This is a genomic window from Shewanella sp. TB7-MNA-CIBAN-0143 (assembly GCF_040310065.1).
In the GTDB taxonomy this organism is placed as follows: domain Bacteria; phylum Pseudomonadota; class Gammaproteobacteria; order Enterobacterales; family Shewanellaceae; genus Shewanella.
Genome location: NZ_JBEOPL010000025.1, coordinates 38,181 through 60,300, shown reverse-complemented (window position 1 = coordinate 60,300; position 22,120 = coordinate 38,181). Strand labels below are relative to the sequence as shown.

Sequence of the window (22,120 nt, the reverse complement as noted above, 5' to 3'; positions counted from 1 at the left end):
GCAGCAATAACACCGACAATGACAAAGGGCCTAAATGGCCCTTTTTTATTGCATTTTTATGGCCGAGACAATGCTCTGAAATCGAGTCTATCGATGTTTTTTTTGATGAGATAATTGATTACCAATGATTAAGTGAGTAATTGGTTTTATTCATAAAATGGCCCGTCTGTTAAAATAATCTCTTTATCGTTATTCGATAAAATATTATGCTAATCTAGTGTTAACAACCGTGTTTATTGCCAGCCAGCTAAGGTCACATTTTATGAGTCAACGCAGCATTAATGCACTCTTTAAACCCACTTCGGTGGCAGTCATTGGCGCATCTAACGGCAATAAGCGTGCAGGTAAAGCAATCATGAAAAACCTGCTATCAGGCGGTTTTTCTGGGCCAATAATGCCTGTCACACCCAAATACACCGCAGTAATGGGTGTATTGGCGTACCCCAATATTGAAGCATTACCGATCAAACCTGATTTAGCCATTATTTGCACCAACGCCTTAAGAGTGCCCAGTATTGTTGAACGTTTGGCTCAATTTGGCTGTAAAGTTGCGATTATTATGGCCTCTGGCATGGCATCGCAAACTGACGAGCAAGGTAATAATTTACTTGAACTCACCAAACAATATGCTAAACGATACGGAATGCGCTTATTAGGCCCCAATAGTTTGGGAATGATTTTACCGCCTATTGGACTCAATGCCAGTTTAGCGCACGCAGGAGCCAACGTAGGCAAAATTGCATTTGTGTCGCAATCAGCAGCCATTTGCACCACGGTACTCGATTGGGCCAACAACAAAGGTATTGGCTTTTCGTCGTTTATTTCACTCGGTGATGCCACCGATATCGACTTTGATGAATTACTCGATTATTTAGGCCGCGACAGTAAAACCAGCGCTATCATGCTGTATATCGATTCCATTAACGAAAAACGTCACTTTTTATCTGCCGCTCGCGCTGCCTCACGCAATAAACCCATCTTTGTGATTAAATCAGGTCGCAGCCGTGAAGGTGTGCAAGCCGCAATGCTCCATACTGGTGGTATTGGTGGCAACGATGCCGTTTATGAAGCCGCTTTTAGACGTGCCGGTATGTTAAGAGTAAATGATTTAATTGAATTATTTGCTGCGGTAGAAAGCCTTGCTCATTCGACCCCATTAAAAGGTGAACGATTAGTCATTATGAGTAATGGCGGCGGCCCTGCTGTATTGGCCGCGGATGAGTTGATTATTAAAGGTGGCAAACTGGCACAATTGTCAGAAAAAACCGTCGCTGAACTGAATGCTATTTTACCCAATACTTGGTCACAACAAAATCCTATCGACATGATTGGTGATTCAGACAGCCAACGCTATGCAGATACATTAAAAGTACTTATGAGCAGTAACGATACTGACACTATCTTGGTGCTACATTCACCATCGGTATTAGGTGAAAGTGTTGATATTGCTAACAGTATTATCGACACAATCAATCAACACCCTAACCGCAATAGAATCAATATGCTCACCAATTGGAGCGGTGAAGACTCAGCTTATTTGGCCCGTAAACGGTTTACCAAAGCTGGCATTCCGACCTATCGAACCCCTGAAGGTGCCGTAAGAGCATTTATGCACATGGTCGAATACCGTCGTAACCAAAAGCTACTCCAAGAAGTACCGCAGTCGATACCTGATAATATTCCGACTGACAGCAAAGCGGCACGACTATTATTACAACGCGCTTTGGATAATGGTCAAACAGTGGTTGAAACCCATCAAGCCGTGGATATTTTGCGGGCTTACGGACTCAACACTATTGAAACTCGATTTGTAAAAGATGTTGATGAAGCGGTTAATGTCGCCAACCAGGTCGGTTATCCTGTGGCGTTAAAAGTGCAATCACCAGACTTGTTGTATAAATCTGATGTGCACGGTGTAGTGCTAAATTTAGCCTCTGATGAAGATGTCAGTCACGCCGCCCACTCTATTATTGACCGGGTGCATCAAACTAATCCTTCAGCCAAAATTGACGGATTAATTATTCAAAAAATGGCATTAACCGCAGGTGCACAAGAAATTAGGGTGTCGGTAATTAATGACCCAGTATTTGGTCCGGCAATCTGTTTAGGTGAAGGTGGATCCGAATGGGACCCAACACGCGACGCTGCGGTTGCACTGCCACCGTTAAACATGGCACTGGCTCGTTATATGGTGATTCAAGCACTTAAAACCCATAAGCTGCGAGACCGTCATTTGCCACTCGGCCTAGACATGAATGCTTTATGCGTGATGCTGACTCAAATATCTCACTTAATTATTGATTGTCCTGAAATTGCCGAAGTAGACATTAATCCTGTTTTGGCCGCGGGTGAGAAAATCACCTTGTTAGATGTCAATATGCGGCTTCATGCCACCCCGCAAGACAACATTAACCGTTTAGCGATTTTGCCCTATCCAAAAGAATTAGAACAAACTACCACGTTAAAAAATGGTCTTGAGATAATGTTACGGCCTATTTTGCCAGAAGATGAGCCTAAACACTTAGATTTTGATAATTCGTTAAGTGATGAAGACAGATACAAGCGCTATTTTGGAGTGCGATCACGCATGACCCATGAAGAAATGGCAGTATTAACGCAAATTGATTATTCGCGTGAGATGGCTTTTATTGCGACGACAATGACAGAGGATGGTGAAGAGCTAACATTAGGGGCTGTAAGGGCGTCTATCGACCCAGATAATACCGAAGCCGAGTTTGCTATGGCGGTTCGCAGTAATTATCAAGGGATTGGCTTAGGCAAGTTACTACTGGAAAAACTGATTGCTTACTATAAAACCAACAATACACTTTATTTAACGGGCTTTACCATGTTTGAAAACCGCAGTATGGCCAACCTCGCCAAGTCACTTGGGTTTACCGTATCATTTGATATGGAAGAACATTTAATAAAGATGCACATGGATTTACAACCAAAAGCGCAATAACATTTTGGTTGTGTTAAATGTAATCAACAGCAGATAAACATAAGCCCACATGGATCAACCGCTAAAAAGTTGATTCGTTGTGGGCTTAACGTTTTTTAAATCAAATATTGGTTACCGCAAACATTTGTTACCACAAATATTGGTTACTGCAAACAAGCTAATTAAAAGAGCATCGCACCGTAAAACCACCGATTAATGTTAACCAAATTTGACGCAGTTTTTGCCGGCAGCTTTTGCAATATAAAGTTGTTCGTCAGCCCGCGATAATAAGGTATCTACATCATCACCCGTTTGAATAGTGGCCACTCCAATAGAAACGGTAATATGCCCCAGGTTTTGTTTCTTTTCTTTACCGATAGAAAGCTGTTTTAATGTAATTCTTTCACGTATTTTTTCCGCCACGTTAACGGCATCAATAAGCTTGGCATTGGGTAACATTACCACAAACTCTTCACCACCATAGCGAGCAACCAAATCATCGCCTTTAACGGTATTTTTCATGGCTAAAGCCACATAAGCCAACACTTTATCGCCAATTAAGTGGCCAAAAGTATCATTAAACATCTTAAAATTATCAATATCAATCATCAACAAACTGCATACCGTTTGAGTGTCGACAAACTTGGTCATCTGCTCTGCGGCAAACAACTCATAAGAGCGGCGGTTTTTTAACGATGTAAGTTCATCCGTCATAGCCACTTTACTCAAATTTTCCATTTCGTCTTTAAGGTTAGCAACTTCTTCAGATAATGACTCGAGACTCGCAGACATTTGGCGATTATTAGCAATGACTTGATCAACTTCGGCGGCAATGGAACCAACGATAAGATTGAGCTCATCAGCATTAGGATTTGTTTGCAGCTTTTCGCCAAATTGATTGAGGTTAGATGAAAAAGATTCCGTGCCAACATTTAACTGCTCAATCTTATTAAGTAAGCTGTTAATCAGAATTTGAGTTTCGATTTGGACGTTTTCAATAATTTCTGGTGATTGTTCTTCAATAAATCGATTGTATAAACCTAAATTAACTTCGGGAGTAAATTGAACACCATTAGCAATTAAACCGTCAATTGCGCGTTTTAGATTAAGGTTACTCTCAGCAAAATAATCAAACCAAATAGCATAGTTTTCTGGCGTGACAGGAATAGCTAAGTCTGCCATTTTAGGTAACGCTAAATGCAGTATATGCGAGGTTTGTTCAAGATTTTGGGTATTATGCATCGAAGGCGATACCTTATTAATAAATACAATGTGTCAAAGGTTATCAGTATGTTATGTCATACTTATGAACTAAACTCAATTATTGATGTAGTCCAATAAACAAGCGTAAATAAAAAATAATCATTTTAACCCTTTTCATGCCAAGCAGCGTTTACACTAACTAACTCATACAACTCTGACGAAAGAGCGAGTAAATAAGGTTAAGCTGGATTGTTTGATGCCAAACCTGCTATGAATTATATGCACATGGCAATTGGTAAGTAAAAGACGATTTGGCCTCTTTTTCTGGGATTAATTGTGAGAAGTACACACTATACCGTAGAGTTTGTGTGTGCATACGGACAATACAATGCCGTTTTATGCGAGATGGTATTACATGCATTTTAAAAGGACAGAATATGAAACGAATCAGTGTTACTGATACCATAAAATTCGTGATGACGGTTACGGTCATCTGTACCGGTGTCATCTCGTTTGGATCGCGAGCTACCAGTCCCGTTGACAATCATTATCTGAACACCCTGAAAATTAACACTACGGTTATGGATGTCAGTCAATATCAGCCGCAACGAGCCAGTAAAATGTATCCTGCCCCCACTGAGGGCATGGTACAACATGTACTGACCTTGCCTGAACTGAAAAATGAGCAAGATTACATGTTTGAAGTGCAAATAGGTCAAAATCAAATCGTCGATTGTAATAAGACCAAGCTCATCGGTGACATTGACAAAGTATCATTAGCCGGCTGGGGATATGTCTATTACCTAGTCGAAAAAGTGATGCAAGGTCCGACAACCAAAATGATGTGCACTAACGCTAAATCAGCTGAGTTTATCGTGCTTAATGAAGCACTGACATTACGCTATGACAGCCGTCAACCTAAAGTGTTTTATTTACCCGAAGGCACCGACTTACGATATAGAGTGTGGAAAACTGCGAGCGAGTTTGTGTTTAGTGGCCAATAATGATTAGACGCAAAGAGTTTATCTTTATTCTCGGGCTACCTTGTTAATCTGTTGACGATTTATGGATATTTGATTTGGGTTAGTTGAACCCTGCCTAACGGCCAATGTGGTTGGCGGTGGCAAGCGCAATGACATTAGTCGAGCAGATTGATGCGGGAGATGATACTACACTTGTACAATGGCTAAGCGACGATATTGCCATGCTTGGAAACGTGATATGAAAATGGCACATCAATTGTTGAATCACATTGAGAAAAGCTCAAATGATCCACTCTTAATACTCAGCACACCGAGACAATCGTGTGCTGAGCTTAATCGATTAGAATTAGTAACGGCGAACCCTAACCACTTGCATTATTTCAATTTCAAATCCACCCACGACTTCTTTTGCCGGGTAGTAAATTAAATTGACTTTATGATCTAACAAACTCTTGAAACGCTGAGGTCGCTTGTATTTAAATGGCACATCGCAATCTTTAATCATTAACGTTTGAACCACCCATTCTCCAACTTGCCGTTGAATATGGGACACCACCGTCACGCCTTCACTTTGTATTAACTCACCGTGTCGCTCTAACAGTATTTTAGGAACCGGTTTCATGAATTTACCTTCTTAACAGTATCCAGAATATCTTGATATCGATAAGCACTAAAACGTCCAAAGCCATCTAGTTGTTTAACTTTCAAACGACTAAACATTGGCATTATCATACCAGCAAGAAATTTAGCCTGCGTGGCAATGGTTGGAGTGGGTAACGATTTTGCTCGAGCCACTAAAATTAACGGTTCAAGCAATGTTGTCACTGTGGCCGAGTCTGGTAACGGAGCCACAGCCTGTTTGGATAAGACGGCAATTTGCCCACGACAAACGCTGCAGTGACCACATACTTGTGGCACCGAGTGGTCATCAAAATAGTGAGCTAAATTTGCACTTAAACAACGATCAAGTTCAAAAAAATCGACTAGCTTACCAATCCGCACAATCTCTTTATGTTCATTCTCACTAAAATATTGACTGAGTTGCTGGGTCAATTGTTGTAATTGCTGCGGTGTCGCTAATGCCTGCTGTTGTACATCATACACTTGAGTGATTTTTTTTGTCTCAAGAATTATCAAATTCTGTTCAGCTAAATAGTCTAATGCCGCAACAACTCGTTGTCGTTCACAACCATGTTGTTGATATAAACTGTCAAAATCCAGTTGTCCCCACACCTTTTTAAACTGCGTATGGGCAAATACCTGACTCAAGAATTGCTGGCGCTGATCGTTAAACCGACTGAGGATGGCTTGCTGGTCTTCCACAAACCGATATTTAAATTCAGCAAAATAAGCATAGCTTGGGCGGATCACGCCTAAAAGTTCTAACTGCACAAATAATGTTTTCAACGGCAATGAACGAATATTACATGCTGTGGACAATGGCGTTTCTTGTACTTCCCAGCGACCACTTTCGGTTTCAGCTGCAATAATGCCTAATAATTGACCTATATTATCTGCTTCAGGTGTATCACCGTAAACAAAATTTTCAACAGTATTTAATCCGTCTAAATTTGCTAACGTCACACAATGGGCTAGCAAACCATCACGCCCTGCTCGACCGATTTCTTGGCTGTAATTTTCAATCGACTTAGGTAAATCAAAATGGATAACAAATCGAATATCGGATTTATCAATGCCCATGCCAAAAGCGATAGTCGCCACTATCACTTGAATGTGGTTCTGCATAAATTGTTGTTGAATATGTTGTCGAACAGTTTGATCCATACCTGCATGGTACGCAGCAGCATTGATCCCTTGACTGATTAAATGCGCAGCAACGTCCTCAGCGGTTTTCTGTAGGGTTACATATACTATGCCAGCACCTTGATAGTTTTTAACGGTATACGCGAGCTGAGTGAGCTTTTGTTGCTGATTAACCGCGACAACAGACAAATCTAAATTCGGCCGATAAAAACCGGTTTGCACCACCTGCTCTGGTATCAAACCAAAACGTTTAGCCATATCCAATTTAACTTGCTCAGTTGCCGTCGCTGTTAATAACAAACTTTGAGGGATTGAAAATTCTTGGCCATATTGAGGGATTTTTAAGTAATCAGGCCTGAAATTGTGTCCCCATTCTGAAATACAATGCGCTTCATCAACCACCAACAACGAAATAGGGACTGACTTAAGAAATTGCCTAAAACGCTCATTTTTAAAACGCTCAACTGACACCATTAAAATTCGTGTACGTTGATCTCGTACATCGCGCATCACTTGTTGCGTTTGTTCATAAGTTAAACTTGAATCAATACTGGCGGCGGCGATGCCTTTACTGGCTAAAAATGCCAGCTGATCTTTCATTAAAGCCAGCAAAGGCGAAATAACTAAGGTTAGGTTGGGTAACTGTTGGGCACAAAACTGATAACACAAGGACTTACCTGAACCCGTAGGAAATATAGCTAACGCAGAATGACCGGCCAAAATGGTTTCAATAACGGCTTGTTGGCCTTCTCTGAACTCAGTAAAACCAAATTGTTGCTGCAACAATTGGTGTAGCGTCTGTTGATCGAAAAATATTGGAGCGGCGTCAGAAGTTGCTGCGTCACTATATGCTAAGGGAGTCATATAAAATCCTGTTATTAACCCCAAACAACATAGGATTATACGATAATTGATAAAACGGTAAGCCTTAGCACTATGGGGAGAGTTAAAGTACAGGCTAAAGTGCTATGAAAGGAATCTAAAACACATGAGCTACATTTACCGTTTACGGGCAATATATTGATTAATTAATTGGGTCAATTTATCTTCAAAACGTTCTTCTATGTCATCAAGGTCTTGATCAAACGAGCTAATAAACTTAACCGCTTTATCACGAGACAACACCTTACCTGCAAGGCTGTATTGAATTTCTATTAAGCTTTTGTCTAAGCGAGGCGCAAGAAACCAATGACACACATCAGCATTTAAGTTTACTAATGCTCGCTCGGCCACCTGGCAAAAAGTGTTGATATGCTCAGCACCATCTGGTCCCAAACAACCGGGTTCAAGACGACACAAAACAACTAATTTTTTAGTATTTATCTCTCTAGCACTGTTTATCAACTCTTCCATAATGTGTACGAAACGATCCTTAATAAAATCCTGCAGATTAGAATGTTGCTTAGGTAAAATTGATAACCTAATAGCGATAACTAACACCATTAACGTTCAGTTAGCATCACGTAATTTAACACAATATGCAACCGTTTGGCGCCGATTAAGCTATTTTTTACCGCCCTCATGACTAGCCTGTAATGCATGTTTAAAAGCATCAATAAACTCAGAAATTGGCGTTAAGGTTTCTTTTGCCCGACGGTTACGCCCAAGCAAGGAAGATTCTACGAATAAATCAAACCAAGTCGATAATGCTAACCCATTTTGAGGCTCTTGAGCTGCGGTTAATGCCATTGCCGCGACTTCTGCTGTGCCCAGTTGAAAATCATGGCTGCCTTTACGCAGAGCGTAGGTTGCTAAGGTTTCAGGTGCAAATGAAAGCACTGGCATTTGTTGTAAATACGGGCTTTTACGATACATTTTAATGGCTTCACGCCAACTGCCATCAAGCATAACTAACAAAGGTATTTTGGTTATGCCCTGCTCAGTCGTCAACGAAGTGGCCGTTATTTGCTCAACGACGGCTTGATCGTTCTCAATATATTGTTGTGGGAAGACTAAAAATGGTTGATAAGTTGGATTAGACAATAAAGCCAACATTGCAGTATCGGTCTCGGTTCGAGTCCACAAAAACGCATGGGTATCAGGAATTAAGTCGGCAATCAGCCTACCACTATTGGTTGGTTTTAATACTTCATCGTTATACATAATCAACATAAAGCTGGTGTTGGTATTCAAGTATTGACGATGTTTACAGGTGCAAAATAATTCACCCAAGAGGCACAAATTACATCTAATAAGTTTCTTTCCTCGCGCGCCAAAGGGCTTTGTCGACAAGGATTTTCGATACTCATGCAAACGGTGAACCGCATGAATTGGCGCTTTAGTGGGTTTAGTCGGTAATTCTGACATTCTGCAACTCTAAGATGAAAAAAGTTCATCACCAATGCTGGTGATGAACTGATAAACGCATTATGAGGAAATTATAGAATACGGCGTAATAAAAAGTCTGCTTTTAAACGGCGAATTCGATTCATTATTTTCTTTACCGGTTTAGGGTATTTCTGCAAAGTATCAATTTGGCTGTAATGGAATAATCGCTCAGTGTGTAGCAAGATATATTGCTGCTCTTGAATAAACGACTCTTTCCAAGATCCTGACTCATCATGCAATAATAAGCCATTTTCTAAATCCAATGCCCACGCTCGTGGGTTTAGGTTCGAACCCGTTATCAGATGCTTTCGATTATCGGCACTGATGCCCTTCAAATGAAAACTGTTAATACCATCTTTCCATAAATGAATATTCAGTTGTCCGTTCTCAATAGCCCATTGCTGGTTTTTGGCAAATTTACGCAGTGATTGCTCGTACATGTACGGCAACGCACCAATCGTTGAAAAATCTTGATCCGGCGGAATGTAGAAGTCATTCGCCGTTTTGTCACCAACGACAATATCTATTTTTTTGCCATCACGCAGATGTCTTGCCAATGCACGAGTTAAAATCGTTGGCGGGTTGAAATAAGGCGTACAAATAAACAACTCTTTAGTTGATTCATCGACTAACTTAACAATAGTGTCATTTAATCCGTTGTTTTTTCTGCCTAAACCGATCAATGGCGTAACACGGTTACCCACTGTGGTAGAGGTATACTGATAACGGGCCTGAGATAGACGATGTTTAAAACTTTTTACATCGTTCTTTTCAGGGTTATCTTCATTGTCTGCAGCTTGACTTAATACACTTACGGCAGGATCGCTAACGATATTCTGCTTTATCATGTCACGCATACTGCGAGCCAGCTCAGGACAATCGATAACATGGTATCTATCGAAACGGTATTTTTCTTGCTGTTGTAAATAAATGTTGTTAATGCTCGCGCCACTGTAAATAACAGTGTCGTCGATGATAAAGCCTTTAAGATGCAGTACACCCATAAATTCGCGAGACTTCACCGGCACACCGACAATATCAAACGGATGCGTTGCTTGGTCCATTAATTGGCGATATAAAATATAATTACCACTGTCGCCCTTTTGACCTATTAGGCCTCGGCGTGCACGATGATAATCCACTAACACTTTGATATCTAATTGTGGGTTTTGGTTCTTTGCGTCTAATAACGCCTGCAATACCTCACGGCCAGCTTCATCATCTTCAACATATAATGCTGCGATGTAAATTGAAGATGTTGCCGATGCAATTTTAGTTAGTAAGGCTTGCTTAAAATCTTTTGGCTTAAGCAACCAAGACACAGCATCTGCATTTAGGGCAATACCACCTAGCTTATCCAGCAAGGCATCCTCCTTAAAATAGGTGACCATTACCATAATCAGTAATGGGATCAAATTTAAAAAACATCACAGCGATATATTGTAATTGTAAGTACGCTGTTCAACTGTTTAGCAAGTAATACATGCCATGCTTACAGATAAATTGAGGGAATAAGTGACTTCAGAATAAGTAACGTCAACCTCAATTGATGATGTTTCTTTTAACGCAATATCGATAGTGCTAACGAGATAACCTTTACAATTATAAATATCATTGCTGAATGGTCTATCGTGGTCTGTCTATCCGCTCTAATCAACTTATATCACACCACAATATGCTGCAAAATAGAACTATTGCAGCTCTGAGGCATCTAATTCTGAAGATTAGTGAGCTTGGCGTTCTGTTAAGCTGATAGAAATTACCGACTAACAAGGTGATGAGCAAGATTTTTCTTACTTAGCTGCGGTTTTAGTACGCTTTTTTGTTGATAATTTGCGTAATAAAGCGAGATTGCTTGCTAACTAGTCAACTAAAGCGTCAATGATAATGAGTTAAACATTAATTCTAATTATCATAAATGAGGAAATATAACCAAAAAACATCAAATGCATATCAGCTAAGGATATCATCAGCTAACATAACCTATCGTTACTGAACTCTCACAATAGGCTTTTATGAATTCCCTTCTTTTTTGTCTCCCCCAGCCTCGTTTCTTTTATGAACAACCCTCTTTGCGGTTCACTCAAGGCTTATGTCTGCTAGGAGCATTGATTATCACAAGCCTGTTGAATGTTGCAATCGCAGCAGAAACACCCGACCAAGTAGCACTCAGTCAGCCACAAACAATTCATAGTGATAGTACTAACCAGCAACCTGCAGCATTGTATCTTGATAATATGCTCCAGTTACTAAAACCAACACATTCACAGCTCGGCATCACAGTGTGGGACATGACGACTCAACAAACAGTCTTTGAGTACAACAACCAATCGTTAATGCAACCTGCCAGCGTTCAAAAACTGTTAACCGCATTGGCTGCAACTAAACAACTCGGTAAAGACTATACCTATCAAACCCGTTTAACTACGTTAGCAGAGCAACCTTTAGATAAAAGCCAAATTGATAATGGCATATATTCTGGCGACATTTACATAGAATTTAGTGGCGACCCAACCTTAAAATATCAAGATTTGCGACAGTTACTCGCCTCTTTAAGTCTGCTAGGTATCACTGAACTGACGGGCAATATTGTATTAACCAGTGAGCAAGATAGCCAACTGCAGGCACCCGGCTGGGTATGGGATGATTTAGGGATTTGCTACGCAGCGCCAATATCGCCTTTCATCATTGATAAAAATTGTGTCTATGGTCGATTAGCAACAACTGGCTACAATAAAGTGGCCAACATCACCATGATGGGAAACCGACCCATTGAAATCACCAATGATGCTTATTTTGTCACCCCAATCATCAACCGACCTGTTGCTAAGCCCACAGTGAAGACATTAACCGATGCGGTTGTTCTTCCTGCATATCTAACAGAATCAGTACCACAGTGTCAGTTAACGTTAAGCCGTTTCGATAATAATCGCTATCATCTTAGTGGCTGCCATGTCGGCGCTAAATCATTGCCTTTGGCAATAGCCATTACCGAACCACAACTGTACGCGCAACAGATCGTAGCCAAACAATTGGCTTCTTTAGGCATTGTGCATCAGCAACCCATTACAGCACAAAAAATGAATACAGAACCGCAGTTTATGGCTCAAAGACAAGTGATCGCCAGCCACCAATCTGCAGCCTTGCCTAAATTGCTCGAAACCATGTTGCTTAAATCAGATAATTTAATTGCCGACAGTTTATTAAAAAAATTGGGTGAGGTTTATTATCGAGCACCCAGTGATTTTGCCCGAAGTGGCCAAGCATTAAAAACCATTCTGTATTCTATTGGCATCGATTTATCAAATGCAAACATCGCCGATGGCTCTGGTTTGTCGCGTTATAACTTACTCACGCCTGAACACGTATTAAGTGTACTCACCACCTTATACCAACAACCTGAGTACCACTTTTTACTCGAGTTGTTACCAGAATCTGGTGTTAGTGGCACTTTACGCTATAAACGCTATTTCAATAAATCACCGTTGAAAAACCATGTGTTTGCTAAAACAGGCAGTATGTTGGGCATTGCAAACCTAGCTGGCAGAGTGAATGTCAGTAATGGTCATGATTATTTATTTGTTTTATTTGAAAATGGGTTAAGTCCACAGATTAAAAAACAACAAAAAGCGCCTTTTTCGGCGGTGTTTTTGCAAACCATGATGGATGTCCCAAGATAACCAGTACGAGAGATAGCCTGGACTCGAGATAACATCACCATAGCCGCCACATTTTGTTAAAACTGTGGCGGCTATCTTCTGTTTAATCTAAAAATAATGATTCTGGCCATCTGCATCGACGACCTGAGTAAAAATGCCACTATAAACATCAATAAAGTAACAATTAACGTAAAATCATCATTATATCGACACATTTTTCCTTTCAGCACTAGCGCATATTTCAACTTGCTATAACATTGTTAGCCGTAACCTTAAGATATGAATATTTTATCGTGTGGAGATAATATGGATAAGCAAGTCAGTTCGCGTGGCACAAAAGAAAAAGCCCTTCGTTTAAATCTAGACGAAAAAAAGTACGGCACCATTGTTGAAATTGGTGCAGGACAAGAAGTCGCACGTAACTTTTTTGTGGCTGGCGCTGCTGCGGGTACGATAGCGAAAACCATGTCGGCCTACGATATGAAATTTTCAGATGCCATCTATGGTGTCCAAGAAGATGGCCGTTATGTCAGTAAAGCTCGTGTGCTAGCGATGATGGAGCAAGAGTTTGATTTAGTGGTCGATCGTGTTGGAGCCATTCGCTCTAAGTCTTCACGATATTTTACCTATGCAGCTACTGTCTCAGCCAAGAGCTTTAATCGTAAAAACGAATGCCATGCATGGTGCGGGGTGCGTATTCAAATGTACCCTGGTGCTGAGCCGTCTAATATTATTGTCCATGTACGCATGTTCGATGACAGCGCTGAAGCACAACAACAAGCGCTGGGTATTTTAGGTGTAAACCTTATTTACGCCAGCTATTATTATTTTGAAGATCCAAAAATGATTATCGATTCGTTAACCGACAGCCTAAAAGCCAATCGGATTGAAATTGATTGTATCGACTTTCAAGGTCCCTACTTTGAAGATGTCGACAATCAAGCCAAGAATATTCATCTTATTCGCAGCTGGAAAACTCGCGCGATTATGTTCAAAGCCGATGGCAGTGTCGCGGTACCTGCCGATATGCTGTACAAAAAGAACGTGTTAACCATTCGTGGTTCATTTAAACCCATTACCAACCTTAATGTCGATATGATTGAGCAAGGCTACAAAGCCTTTTCGACATTAGAAGGGGTAACCGATAAAAATACCGTGTTAATCGCAGAAATATCACTGAATGACTTACACGGTAAAGATGCCAATATGACCGAGAAGGACATTATGGAACGGGTTAAATTGCTTAACTTATTAGGCTATAACGTAATGATTTCTGATTACACCCGCTATTTTTCATTACGTGCTTATTTTCGTCAGTACACCCAATTACAAATTGGCATTGTGGTGGGTATTGTTAACATTAAACAAATTTTTGATGAAGAATATTATCGTGGCATGGAAGGCGGCATTCTTGAAGCTTTTGGTAAGTTATTTCCTGATAATACGCGTTTGTTTGTCTACCCAGAGCGGGATGAAAAAGGCGAGCTAAATGACTTAACCAATGTCAGTGTGCCTAGTAACTTGCGTTATTTATTCCGCCACGTGCTTGATAACGGCTTTATCACCAGTATTGAATCAAGCAATCTTGATTTGTTTAATATTTTTTCTCGAGAAATTTTACAACAAATTTGTCGCGGTCAAGGGGAATGGGTTAACGCCGTACCCGAGGCCGTCAGTAAAGCCATCATGGAACAAAAATTATTTGGTTACCGCGGCTAATGAATACATATTGATTCTGTATAAGGCAAGATGTCATTGCGCGGTTAGATGTTTGATACCTCAACGTGCAATGACTAAATATGATGAGAATCGTCGTTAAATAATTGATTTCATTTTCTACTTTGAGTACGCAAAAACAGCATTAGTACACTAGTATTTAAATGGTTAACCTATCTTGGGTTAGCCATTTACTTAACAGGCACCTTTTTTACGCTATTTTAAATACACTGTCCTTAATAAATCTACACGAACAACACACCTTCACAACTACATTTTACAGCAATCTTTAATAACAGCTCGCTCGTTTTATCGATTATCCTTCCCTTCTTACCACAGGAAATAGCGATTGTTGCAGATATTGGCTTTATCAATGCTTATTTTAGGACTCTGTATGCTGGTCTTTAGTTTAAGAGCAGTAAACAAAATTTGTGTTAAGGACAATAATACTGGCTGGCGAGTGCTTAGAGGATTGATCATCTTTTTCGTGCTGGGCTATACAGGGGTTTTTTATTACCTGTGTAAACAATCTGACTTGGCAATATCAGATGTCATTTTTTGCATCATCATGTTTTTTGGTGGCGGATTTGTTGTGTTGGTCACTCGACTGAGTTTAATGAGTTTGCTTAAAGTCGAAAAATTAGTCATCAATGAGCGCAGTAATGCGCTGCACGATAGCTTAACAGGTCTACCTAATCGACAATATTTAATGAACTCGTTAAGTCATCATGTCGATGTTGGACTGCCATTCAGCCTGTTGCTGATTGATTTAAACCGTTTTAAACAAGTCAATGATGCTTTAGGCCATTATTATGGTGACTTACTCTTAATTGAAGTCGGTAAGAGTGTTTCTGAACATTTACCCGATGATGCAACGTTATTTAGACTTGGCGGAGACGAATTTGCTGTCATTGTCACTCAAGTAGAATTAGCTCAGGTTCAACACACCATTAACGCTATACACCAGGCGCTTGAAAAGACATTTTGCATTGAGAGTTATGATTTATTAGTGGGCGCTAGCGTAGGATTATCTCACTATCCCAGCTACGCAAGTGAAATAGGTCAATTGTTACAGCAAGCCGATATTGCTATGTACTCAAGTAAAAAACTAGCCACCTTATATACCACCTATGATCATAGCCTTGAAACCAATGCCGCCGAAAAAGTGAATATCAGTGCTTTATTAAAACGCGCGATTGAACAACAGGAGTTTGAACTCTGGTATCAACCTATCATAAATCTTCGCGACAACAGCCTTTACGGCGTCGAAGCGCTTATTCGCTGGCCTCGTCCAGATGGCAGTTACACGCCCCCAAGTGTGTTTATTAATATTGCCGAACAAACTACCCTTATAAACCAAATAACCGATTGGGTAATGCAACAAGTTGCAAAGGACGTTGAGCATTTTGAATCCTTGGGGTTGTCTTTGTGTATCCATCTCAATTTGTCCGCTAAAGATTTACAAGATCCAACCCTAATCAATAAAAGTGTGTCACTTGTTAACGGCAATCACTCATCGCAGAAGATAATGTTTGAAATAACCGAAAGTGCAATGATGACCAATGTTGCACAAGCTAAAGATGCGATGACACAGATTACCGCTGCGGGGGGAGCATTCAGTATTGATGATTTTGGAACGGGGTTTTCTTCGCTAGAACTACTGCGTGACCTTCCTGTTACCCAAATTAAAATTGATGGTTCATTTATCAACAGTATCCATCATAGCGATGCAGACTTGGCAATAGTAAAATCAGTCATTTTTCTGTCCCAACACTTAAATTGTAATGTTGTAGCAGAAGGCGTAGAGAACAGTGAAACGGCGACATTACTAGCATCACTGGGTTGCGATCTCGCCCAAGGTTACTACTATAGTAAACCTATGCCCATGTCATCTTTTGCCCATTATATTCAAGTACAACAATCAATGAGCACCGCAGTCTAGCATCATAGTCTTTAATGACTTGGACCATGACTTACACCAAATTATTGGCCTAATCTCTATCAACATACTGTTCTATTATCGAACGATTTTTAACAGTCAGCATGACTAATCTTATTCATCAATAAAATCGATTAGCCGGACCGAAAAAAGTCGCTTTCATTCGTAGTCACAGTCAGTTAGCCTATTATAGAAATCCAGTGATGCATAAAATTTATGCTATTTTTAGTGATAAAGGAACCTATCATGGACAAAGCACAACAAACCCAAGGCAAATGCCCAGTAAACCACGGCGGCAATACCACAGTCGCGAGCGACGTTATGGAGTGGTGGCCTAATGCACTTAATCTCGATATTCTTCATCAGCATGACAATAAAACCGATCCAATGGATCCTAACTTCGATTACCGCGAGGCGTTTAAAAGCCTCGACTTGTCTGCGGTAAAACAAGATCTCCACGCACTCATGACTGATAGCAAAGATTGGTGGCCAGCCGACTGGGGCCATTATGGTGGACTGATGATCCGTATGGCTTGGCACTCTGCTGGTACTTATCGTATAGCAGACGGTCGCGGCGGTGCAGGAACTGGTAACCAACGTTTTGCGCCACTCAACAGCTGGCCAGATAACGCCAATTTAGACAAAGCACGTAGATTACTGTGGCCAATTAAAAAGAAATATGGCAATAAGTTGTCTTGGGCTGATTTGATCATTCTCGCTGGCACCATTGCTTATGAATCTATGGGCCTAAAAACCTTTGGGTTTGCTGGCGGCCGAGCTGACATCTGGCATCCAGAGAAAGACATATACTGGGGTTCAGAAAAAGAATGGCTGGCAACAAGCGATACACCCAATAGCCGCTATTCAGGCGAACGAGATCTCGAAAATCCATTAGCCGCCGTAATGATGGGATTAATTTATGTCAATCCTGAAGGTCCTGATGGCAAGCCAGACCCACTGAGAACCGCACAAGACATTCGTGTCACCTTTGAACGCATGGCAATGAATGACGAAGAAACCGTCGCGCTTACTGCTGGTGGTCACACTGTCGGTAAATGTCACGGCAATGGTCGTGCAGAAAAGCTCGAAGCCGCTCCTGAAGGGGCTGAACTCGAAGACCAAGGTTTAGGCTGGTTAAACAAAACAAGCCGCGGTATTGGCCGTGACACGGTAACAAGCGGTATTGAAGGCGCTTGGACAACCAACCCAACTCAGTGGGACAATGGCTACTTTGAGTTATTGCTTAACTACGAGTGGGAACTTAAAAAGAGCCCTGCTGGTGCATGGCAATGGCAGCCAATCGACATCAAAGAAGAGCATAAGCCTGTTGATGTTGAAGATCCATCGATTCGCCTAAGTCCTATCATGACCGACGCTGATATGGCGATGAAGATGGACCCAGAGTATAGAAAAATTTCAGAGCGTTTTTATCAAGATCCAGCTTATTTCTCGGATGTGTTTGCTCGTGCTTGGTTTAAGCTTACCCACAGAGATTTGGGTCCTAAAAGTCGTTATTTAGGCACGGATGTACCTGCTGAAGAGTTAATATGGCAAGATCCTGTTCCACAAGTTGATTACAGCTTAACCGAACAAGAAGTTACCGACACTAAAGCTAAGATTCTGGCCAGTGGATTAAGTATTGCTGAACTTGTGGCTACGGCTTGGGACAGTGCCCGCACTTTCCGTGGTTCAGATTTTCGTGGCGGAGCCAACGGTGCACGTATTCGTTTAGCGCCACAAAAAGACTGGCAAGGTAACGAGCCGACAAGGTTACAAAAAGTATTAGCGGTGTTAACCACTATTCAAGCAGGCCTAACTAAGCCGGTTAGTATTGCAGATTTAATTGTGCTCGGAGGATCAGCCGCAGTAGAGCAAGCTGCTCATGCTGCTGGCGTTAAGATATCGGTGCCTTTTGTTGCCGGACGTGGCGATGCAACGCAAGCTCAAACTGATGTTGAGTCTTTTGATGTGTTAGAGCCTCTACACGATGCATTTAGAAACTGGCAAAAGAAAGACTATATCGTTCAGCCAGAAGAAATGATGCTCGACCGTACTCAATTAATGGGGCTAACCGCGCATGAAATGACAGTATTGGTTGGTGGTATGCGAGTATTAGGAACCAACTACGACAACAGTCAACACGGTGTATTTACCGACAATGTTGGCGTGTTATCAAATGACTTTTTTGTCAACTTAACTGATATGTCGTACAACTGGAAGCCTGCAGGTAAAAATCTGTATCACATTGTGGAGCGCAGCACTGATAAAGTGAAATGGACTGCAACTCGAGTTGATTTAGTCTTTGGCTCAAACTCTATTTTACGTTCGTATGCAGAGATTTATGCACAAGACGACGCAAAAGAGAAGTTTGTTAAAGACTTTGTTAAAACGTGGACTAAAGTAATGAATGCAGACAGGTTTGACCTAGCCTAGTGACGACGGTTAGTAATAATGTATAGTTTGTAAAATAATATCGAGGGCGGAATGTATTATTCTGCCCTCGAATTATATTTGGTTAAATCGCTCAATGCAGGTTAAGTAACCTCAAGATCAATTCATACGCTTTACTTCAAAATCCATTTTCACTTTCACTGGTACTCGCTTAATATTCGATGCCGCTGGCACATACTGCTGTTTTGGCATCTTATTGACTAATGCTTGCGTCATCCAGCCCTCTGGCTGCGAGCTAATAAGCTCTTTGCTGACTTCGTTACCGTTTGAGTCAATCGTAATATAATATTCGCCCTTACCTGCACCTCTTGGTAACCAATCAGGACGTTTGTTTAACATTACAGGTTTAATCTGCTCCAATGACCAATATTGATTGAGTTGAGAATTTTCAATAGTGATTACCTTTGTATTAAACACGGCTTGAGGTACTTGAACGGTTTGAGTTTGAGTTTGAGTTTGAGTTTGAGTTTGAGTTTGAGTTTGAGTTTGAGTTTGAGTTTGAGTTTGAGTTTGGCAACCCGATAAAATAATCACAGGTAAAGAAAGTAGTGACATATATTTATTCATTAATATCTTCCTTGAAATGACTTAACATTAATTATTAACAACGAACAGTTAAGCCATACTGACAAAAAAATCGCATCAATAGAAGCAAAAAAAGCACTGAAAATCAGTGCTTTTTTTTATTAAACAAGTAACAGTTAACTTAACCTTTCAAAGCTTGATCAATCATAGTCTGTGCTTGAGTAATAATGTCATCCAAATGCTGCTGACTAATAAAGCTTTCGGCGTAGATTTTAAACAAGGCTTCAGTACCTGATGGACGCGCAGCAAACCAGCCATTTTCGGTAGTGACTTTAATCCCGCCAATCGCCGCATTATTACCAGGCGCATGACTTAATATTGCTGTAATCGCCTCACCCGCTAATTCTGTGTCGGTAAAGCTGTCACGATTTAACTGTTCAAACTTAGCTTTTTTCTTAAGACTAATTGGGCTATCGATACGAGTGTAAAAACTTTCACCAAATTGATCGGTTAACTCTTTATAGCGTTGTGCAGGTGTTTTGCCTGTTACGGCTAAAATCTCAGCCGCTAGTAATGCTAAAATAAAGCCGTCTTTATCAGTACACCAGGTACTGCCATCACGTTTTAAAAACGCTGCACCAGCACTTTCTTCGCCACCAAATGCAATGGTGCTATTTGCTAAGCCATCAACAAACCATTTAAAGCCCACAGGCACTTCTAAGCATTGTCGACCTAACGCATTACAAACACGATCAATCATTGCACTTGATACTAAGGTTTTACCCACTGCGAGTGACTCAGCCCATTGTGGACGATGAGTCATTAAATAGTCTATCGCCACCGCCAAATAATGGTTAGGGTTCATCAGTCCAAAGCCAGGGCACACAATACCGTGACGGTCATAATCCGGGTCATTACCGACGCACAAATCATAATCTTCGCTGTACGCTAACAAACCTGCCATGGCATAAGGAGACGAGCAATCCATCCGGATTTTGCCGTCTTTATCTAATGGCATAAAGCCAAATGTGGGATCAACTTTATCATTGACTAAGGTAATATCTACACCATAGTGAGCGGCAATTTGCTCCCAGTAGTAAATACCCGACCCACCTAAAGGATCAACACCTATACGAATGTTGGCTTTTTTAATCGCTTCCATATCAATGACTTCAGCAAGAGATTCAACATAAGGTGCAATAAAATCGACTTCATCAATCCAACCCGATTTAACCGCGACACCGTAATTAACTTTTTTAACGCCTGAGAGTTGATTGGCAAGATATTCATTGGCTTTTGTTTCGATGATTTTAGTAATTTCACCTTCAGCAGGACCGCCATGAGGTGGATTGTACTTAATGCCACCATCTTGTGGAGGATTGTGCGAAGGAGTAATAATTAACCCATCGATTAACGCAGCAGGTGCTGACGAATTTGCACGAACAATCGCTTGAGACACCACTGGTGTTGGGGTAAAACCATCATGCTGTTGAATTAGCATTTTAACTTGGTTTGCAGTTAATACTTCGACCACCGACATAAATGCTGCATAAGACAATGCATGGGTGTCAAAACCCACAATCATTGGCCCGCTTATATTGGCGGAATGACGATAATCGACAACTGCTTGGGTGATAGCCCAAATGTGGTTTTGATTGAAACTCGATGAAAACGCACTGCCTCGATGACCCGATGTACCAAATGTCACTTTTTGTTGCACGTCTTCCACATTAGGAATAATGCGATAATAATGACTCATCAATTTAGGAATATTCACTAAATCCGTTTGTAAAGCTTGCTGTCCTGCGCGTTGATGAATGGCCACGAGTGGTCTCCTAGTTAGTAAATAAAAAATGAATCTTCGACAAAACTCAAAGGTTAAATGTGTTCGGCGATGCTCTTCGCTCTTTCACTGTCACAACCTAAATGTTCCAATACCTCTGTTAGAATAGTTTGTTTTTTGGCGGTATTGTTATTGGTGGTGACCCAAAATCCACTTGATGCGATTTCTTTTGGATTAGAAGATTTACTTGACGTTAATAACGCCTGTTTAGAGCGGGCAAAATACAAACGTCCTTTGCCTTGCACATTAAGCACTTTGTCAAAGTCACTACGAGCAGTAGATTCAAGGCTGGATAATAAATGCATAAAACGCCCAACGGCACCTTTCTGCTGACTTAATAAGTGTTGGCTTACAATGGCATCAAAATCAATAGTTGTTGACGTTGCAATGTCTTCTAATGGAACGTGCTGAATGGCACTCTTTTGCTCAGCGATCACTTTTTCAACAGCTACTTTGGCTTGATCAAAAACTGGATGACGATTTACTGGCGATTGCGACTCTAAACTTGGGTGACTAATGTCTGTAGGTAAGCTTATATCGACATTTTCGACTGACAAGTTCAATAAACGACGCAAAATATCGGAAGCGCTTTCGCCGATGCGTTCAGTTTTACTGGCAATAAAGCGATAAAGTTCTTCGTCAATTTCAATGTATTTCATCAGAGTCATCCTTTTTCTATCAGTCTATTACTGTTGCCAAGATTACATTGGCATCAGATTAAGTCGGGATCGCAGATCGAATTAATAATAATGCGATCAAAAAAAT

At 40.8% G+C, this 22,120-nt stretch carries 15 protein-coding genes; 6 read left to right on the top strand and 9 right to left on the bottom strand.

The features are described from left to right. Positions 1-262: 262 nt before the first annotated feature. On the top strand, positions 263-2,965 hold the full coding sequence (locus tag AAEY97_RS18095) for a bifunctional acetate--CoA ligase family protein/GNAT family N-acetyltransferase (protein WP_101088362.1): 2,703 nt from the start codon (positions 263-265) through the stop codon (positions 2,963-2,965). Positions 2,966-3,163: 198 nt separating this feature from the next. Here AAEY97_RS18095 and AAEY97_RS18090 read toward each other — a convergent pair whose 3' ends face one another. Then, a complete protein-coding gene (locus tag AAEY97_RS18090) occupies positions 3,164-4,186 on the bottom strand; it encodes a GGDEF domain-containing protein (RefSeq protein WP_351000595.1) in 1,023 nt (340 codons plus the stop codon). A gap of 398 nt (positions 4,187-4,584) precedes the next feature. Here AAEY97_RS18090 and eco point away from each other — a divergent pair, with 398 nt between their 5' ends. Continuing rightward, complete coding sequence (eco, locus tag AAEY97_RS18085) at positions 4,585-5,151, top strand: serine protease inhibitor ecotin (protein ID WP_351000593.1); 567 nt, start codon at positions 4,585-4,587, stop codon at positions 5,149-5,151. Positions 5,152-5,476: 325 nt separating this feature from the next. Here the strand turns inward: eco and AAEY97_RS18080 are convergent, their stop codons facing one another. From AAEY97_RS18080 to pssA, 5 genes are all read right to left on the bottom strand, one after another. Next, positions 5,477-5,752, bottom strand: a complete 276-nt coding sequence (locus AAEY97_RS18080) for a hypothetical protein (protein ID WP_011637386.1) — start codon at positions 5,750-5,752, stop codon at positions 5,477-5,479. After that, entirely contained in the window at positions 5,749-7,758 is a 2,010-nt protein-coding gene (locus tag AAEY97_RS18075; RefSeq protein WP_351000592.1) for a RecQ family ATP-dependent DNA helicase, read from the bottom strand. The genes AAEY97_RS18080 and AAEY97_RS18075 overlap by 4 nt, the downstream gene beginning before the upstream one ends. Positions 7,759-7,893: 135 nt before the next feature. Next, on the bottom strand, positions 7,894-8,247 hold the full coding sequence (locus AAEY97_RS18070; protein ID WP_101088488.1) for a hypothetical protein: 354 nt from the start codon (positions 8,245-8,247) through the stop codon (positions 7,894-7,896). 150 nt (positions 8,248-8,397) lie between these two features. Next, positions 8,398-9,201, bottom strand: a complete 804-nt coding sequence (locus AAEY97_RS18065) for a tRNA-uridine aminocarboxypropyltransferase (RefSeq protein WP_192114856.1) — start codon at positions 9,199-9,201, stop codon at positions 8,398-8,400. Positions 9,202-9,272: 71 nt separating this feature from the next. Then, positions 9,273-10,613, bottom strand: a complete 1,341-nt coding sequence (gene pssA, locus AAEY97_RS18060; RefSeq protein WP_192114855.1) for a CDP-diacylglycerol--serine O-phosphatidyltransferase — start codon at positions 10,611-10,613, stop codon at positions 9,273-9,275. A gap of 717 nt (positions 10,614-11,330) precedes the next feature. On the opposite strand from pssA, the gene dacB reads away from it, so the two are divergent. The 4 genes from dacB (at position 11,331) to katG (ending at position 18,969) form a co-directional block, all read left to right on the top strand. Continuing rightward, a complete protein-coding gene (gene dacB, locus AAEY97_RS18055) occupies positions 11,331-12,902 on the top strand; it encodes a D-alanyl-D-alanine carboxypeptidase/D-alanyl-D-alanine endopeptidase (protein WP_351000588.1) in 1,572 nt (523 codons plus the stop codon). A gap of 285 nt (positions 12,903-13,187) precedes the next feature. Further along, positions 13,188-14,600, top strand: coding sequence for a TonB-dependent receptor (locus tag AAEY97_RS18050; protein WP_335692329.1), 1,413 nt, complete (start codon positions 13,188-13,190; stop codon positions 14,598-14,600). 391 nt (positions 14,601-14,991) lie between these two features. Next, on the top strand, positions 14,992-16,539 hold the full coding sequence (locus AAEY97_RS18045; protein ID WP_351000585.1) for a putative bifunctional diguanylate cyclase/phosphodiesterase: 1,548 nt from the start codon (positions 14,992-14,994) through the stop codon (positions 16,537-16,539). Positions 16,540-16,782: 243 nt separating this feature from the next. Next, positions 16,783-18,969, top strand: coding sequence for a catalase/peroxidase HPI (katG, locus tag AAEY97_RS18040; protein ID WP_351000582.1), 2,187 nt, complete (start codon positions 16,783-16,785; stop codon positions 18,967-18,969). A gap of 117 nt (positions 18,970-19,086) precedes the next feature. Here the strand turns inward: katG and AAEY97_RS18035 are convergent, their stop codons facing one another. From AAEY97_RS18035 to seqA, 3 genes are all read right to left on the bottom strand, one after another. After that, positions 19,087-19,554, bottom strand: a complete 468-nt coding sequence (locus AAEY97_RS18035) for a hypothetical protein (protein WP_351000579.1) — start codon at positions 19,552-19,554, stop codon at positions 19,087-19,089. Positions 19,555-19,693: 139 nt separating this feature from the next. Next, a complete protein-coding gene (gene pgm / locus AAEY97_RS18030) occupies positions 19,694-21,337 on the bottom strand; it encodes a phosphoglucomutase (alpha-D-glucose-1,6-bisphosphate-dependent) (protein WP_101088373.1) in 1,644 nt (547 codons plus the stop codon). A gap of 53 nt (positions 21,338-21,390) precedes the next feature. After that, positions 21,391-22,014 (bottom strand): replication initiation negative regulator SeqA, encoded by a 624-nt coding sequence (seqA, locus tag AAEY97_RS18025; protein ID WP_351000576.1) that lies wholly within the window; start codon positions 22,012-22,014, stop codon positions 21,391-21,393. Positions 22,015-22,120: the final 106 nt, after the last annotated feature.

Excerpts from the sequence above, each read along its gene's own strand:
- AAEY97_RS18045 (WP_351000585.1), top strand. The coding sequence starts at position 14,992 with ATGCTGGTCTTTAGTTTAAGAGCAGTAAACAAAATTTGTGTTAAGGAC.
- AAEY97_RS18075 (WP_351000592.1), bottom strand. The coding sequence starts at position 7,758 with ATGACTCCCTTAGCATATAGTGACGCAGCAACTTCTGACGCCGCTCCA.
- AAEY97_RS18090 (WP_351000595.1), bottom strand. The coding sequence starts at position 4,186 with ATGCATAATACCCAAAATCTTGAACAAACCTCGCATATACTGCATTTA.
- eco (WP_351000593.1), top strand. The coding sequence starts at position 4,585 with ATGAAACGAATCAGTGTTACTGATACCATAAAATTCGTGATGACGGTT.
- AAEY97_RS18095 (WP_101088362.1), top strand. The coding sequence starts at position 263 with ATGAGTCAACGCAGCATTAATGCACTCTTTAAACCCACTTCGGTGGCA.
- seqA (WP_351000576.1), bottom strand. The coding sequence starts at position 22,014 with ATGAAATACATTGAAATTGACGAAGAACTTTATCGCTTTATTGCCAGT.
- AAEY97_RS18050 (WP_335692329.1), top strand. The coding sequence starts at position 13,188 with ATGGATAAGCAAGTCAGTTCGCGTGGCACAAAAGAAAAAGCCCTTCGT.
- AAEY97_RS18080 (WP_011637386.1), bottom strand. The coding sequence starts at position 5,752 with ATGAAACCGGTTCCTAAAATACTGTTAGAGCGACACGGTGAGTTAATA.
- katG (WP_351000582.1), top strand. The coding sequence starts at position 16,783 with ATGGACAAAGCACAACAAACCCAAGGCAAATGCCCAGTAAACCACGGC.
- AAEY97_RS18065 (WP_192114856.1), bottom strand. The coding sequence starts at position 9,201 with ATGTCAGAATTACCGACTAAACCCACTAAAGCGCCAATTCATGCGGTT.
- pssA (WP_192114855.1), bottom strand. The coding sequence starts at position 10,613 with ATGGTCACCTATTTTAAGGAGGATGCCTTGCTGGATAAGCTAGGTGGT.
- AAEY97_RS18070 (WP_101088488.1), bottom strand. The coding sequence starts at position 8,247 with ATGGAAGAGTTGATAAACAGTGCTAGAGAGATAAATACTAAAAAATTA.
- AAEY97_RS18035 (WP_351000579.1), bottom strand. The coding sequence starts at position 19,554 with ATGAATAAATATATGTCACTACTTTCTTTACCTGTGATTATTTTATCG.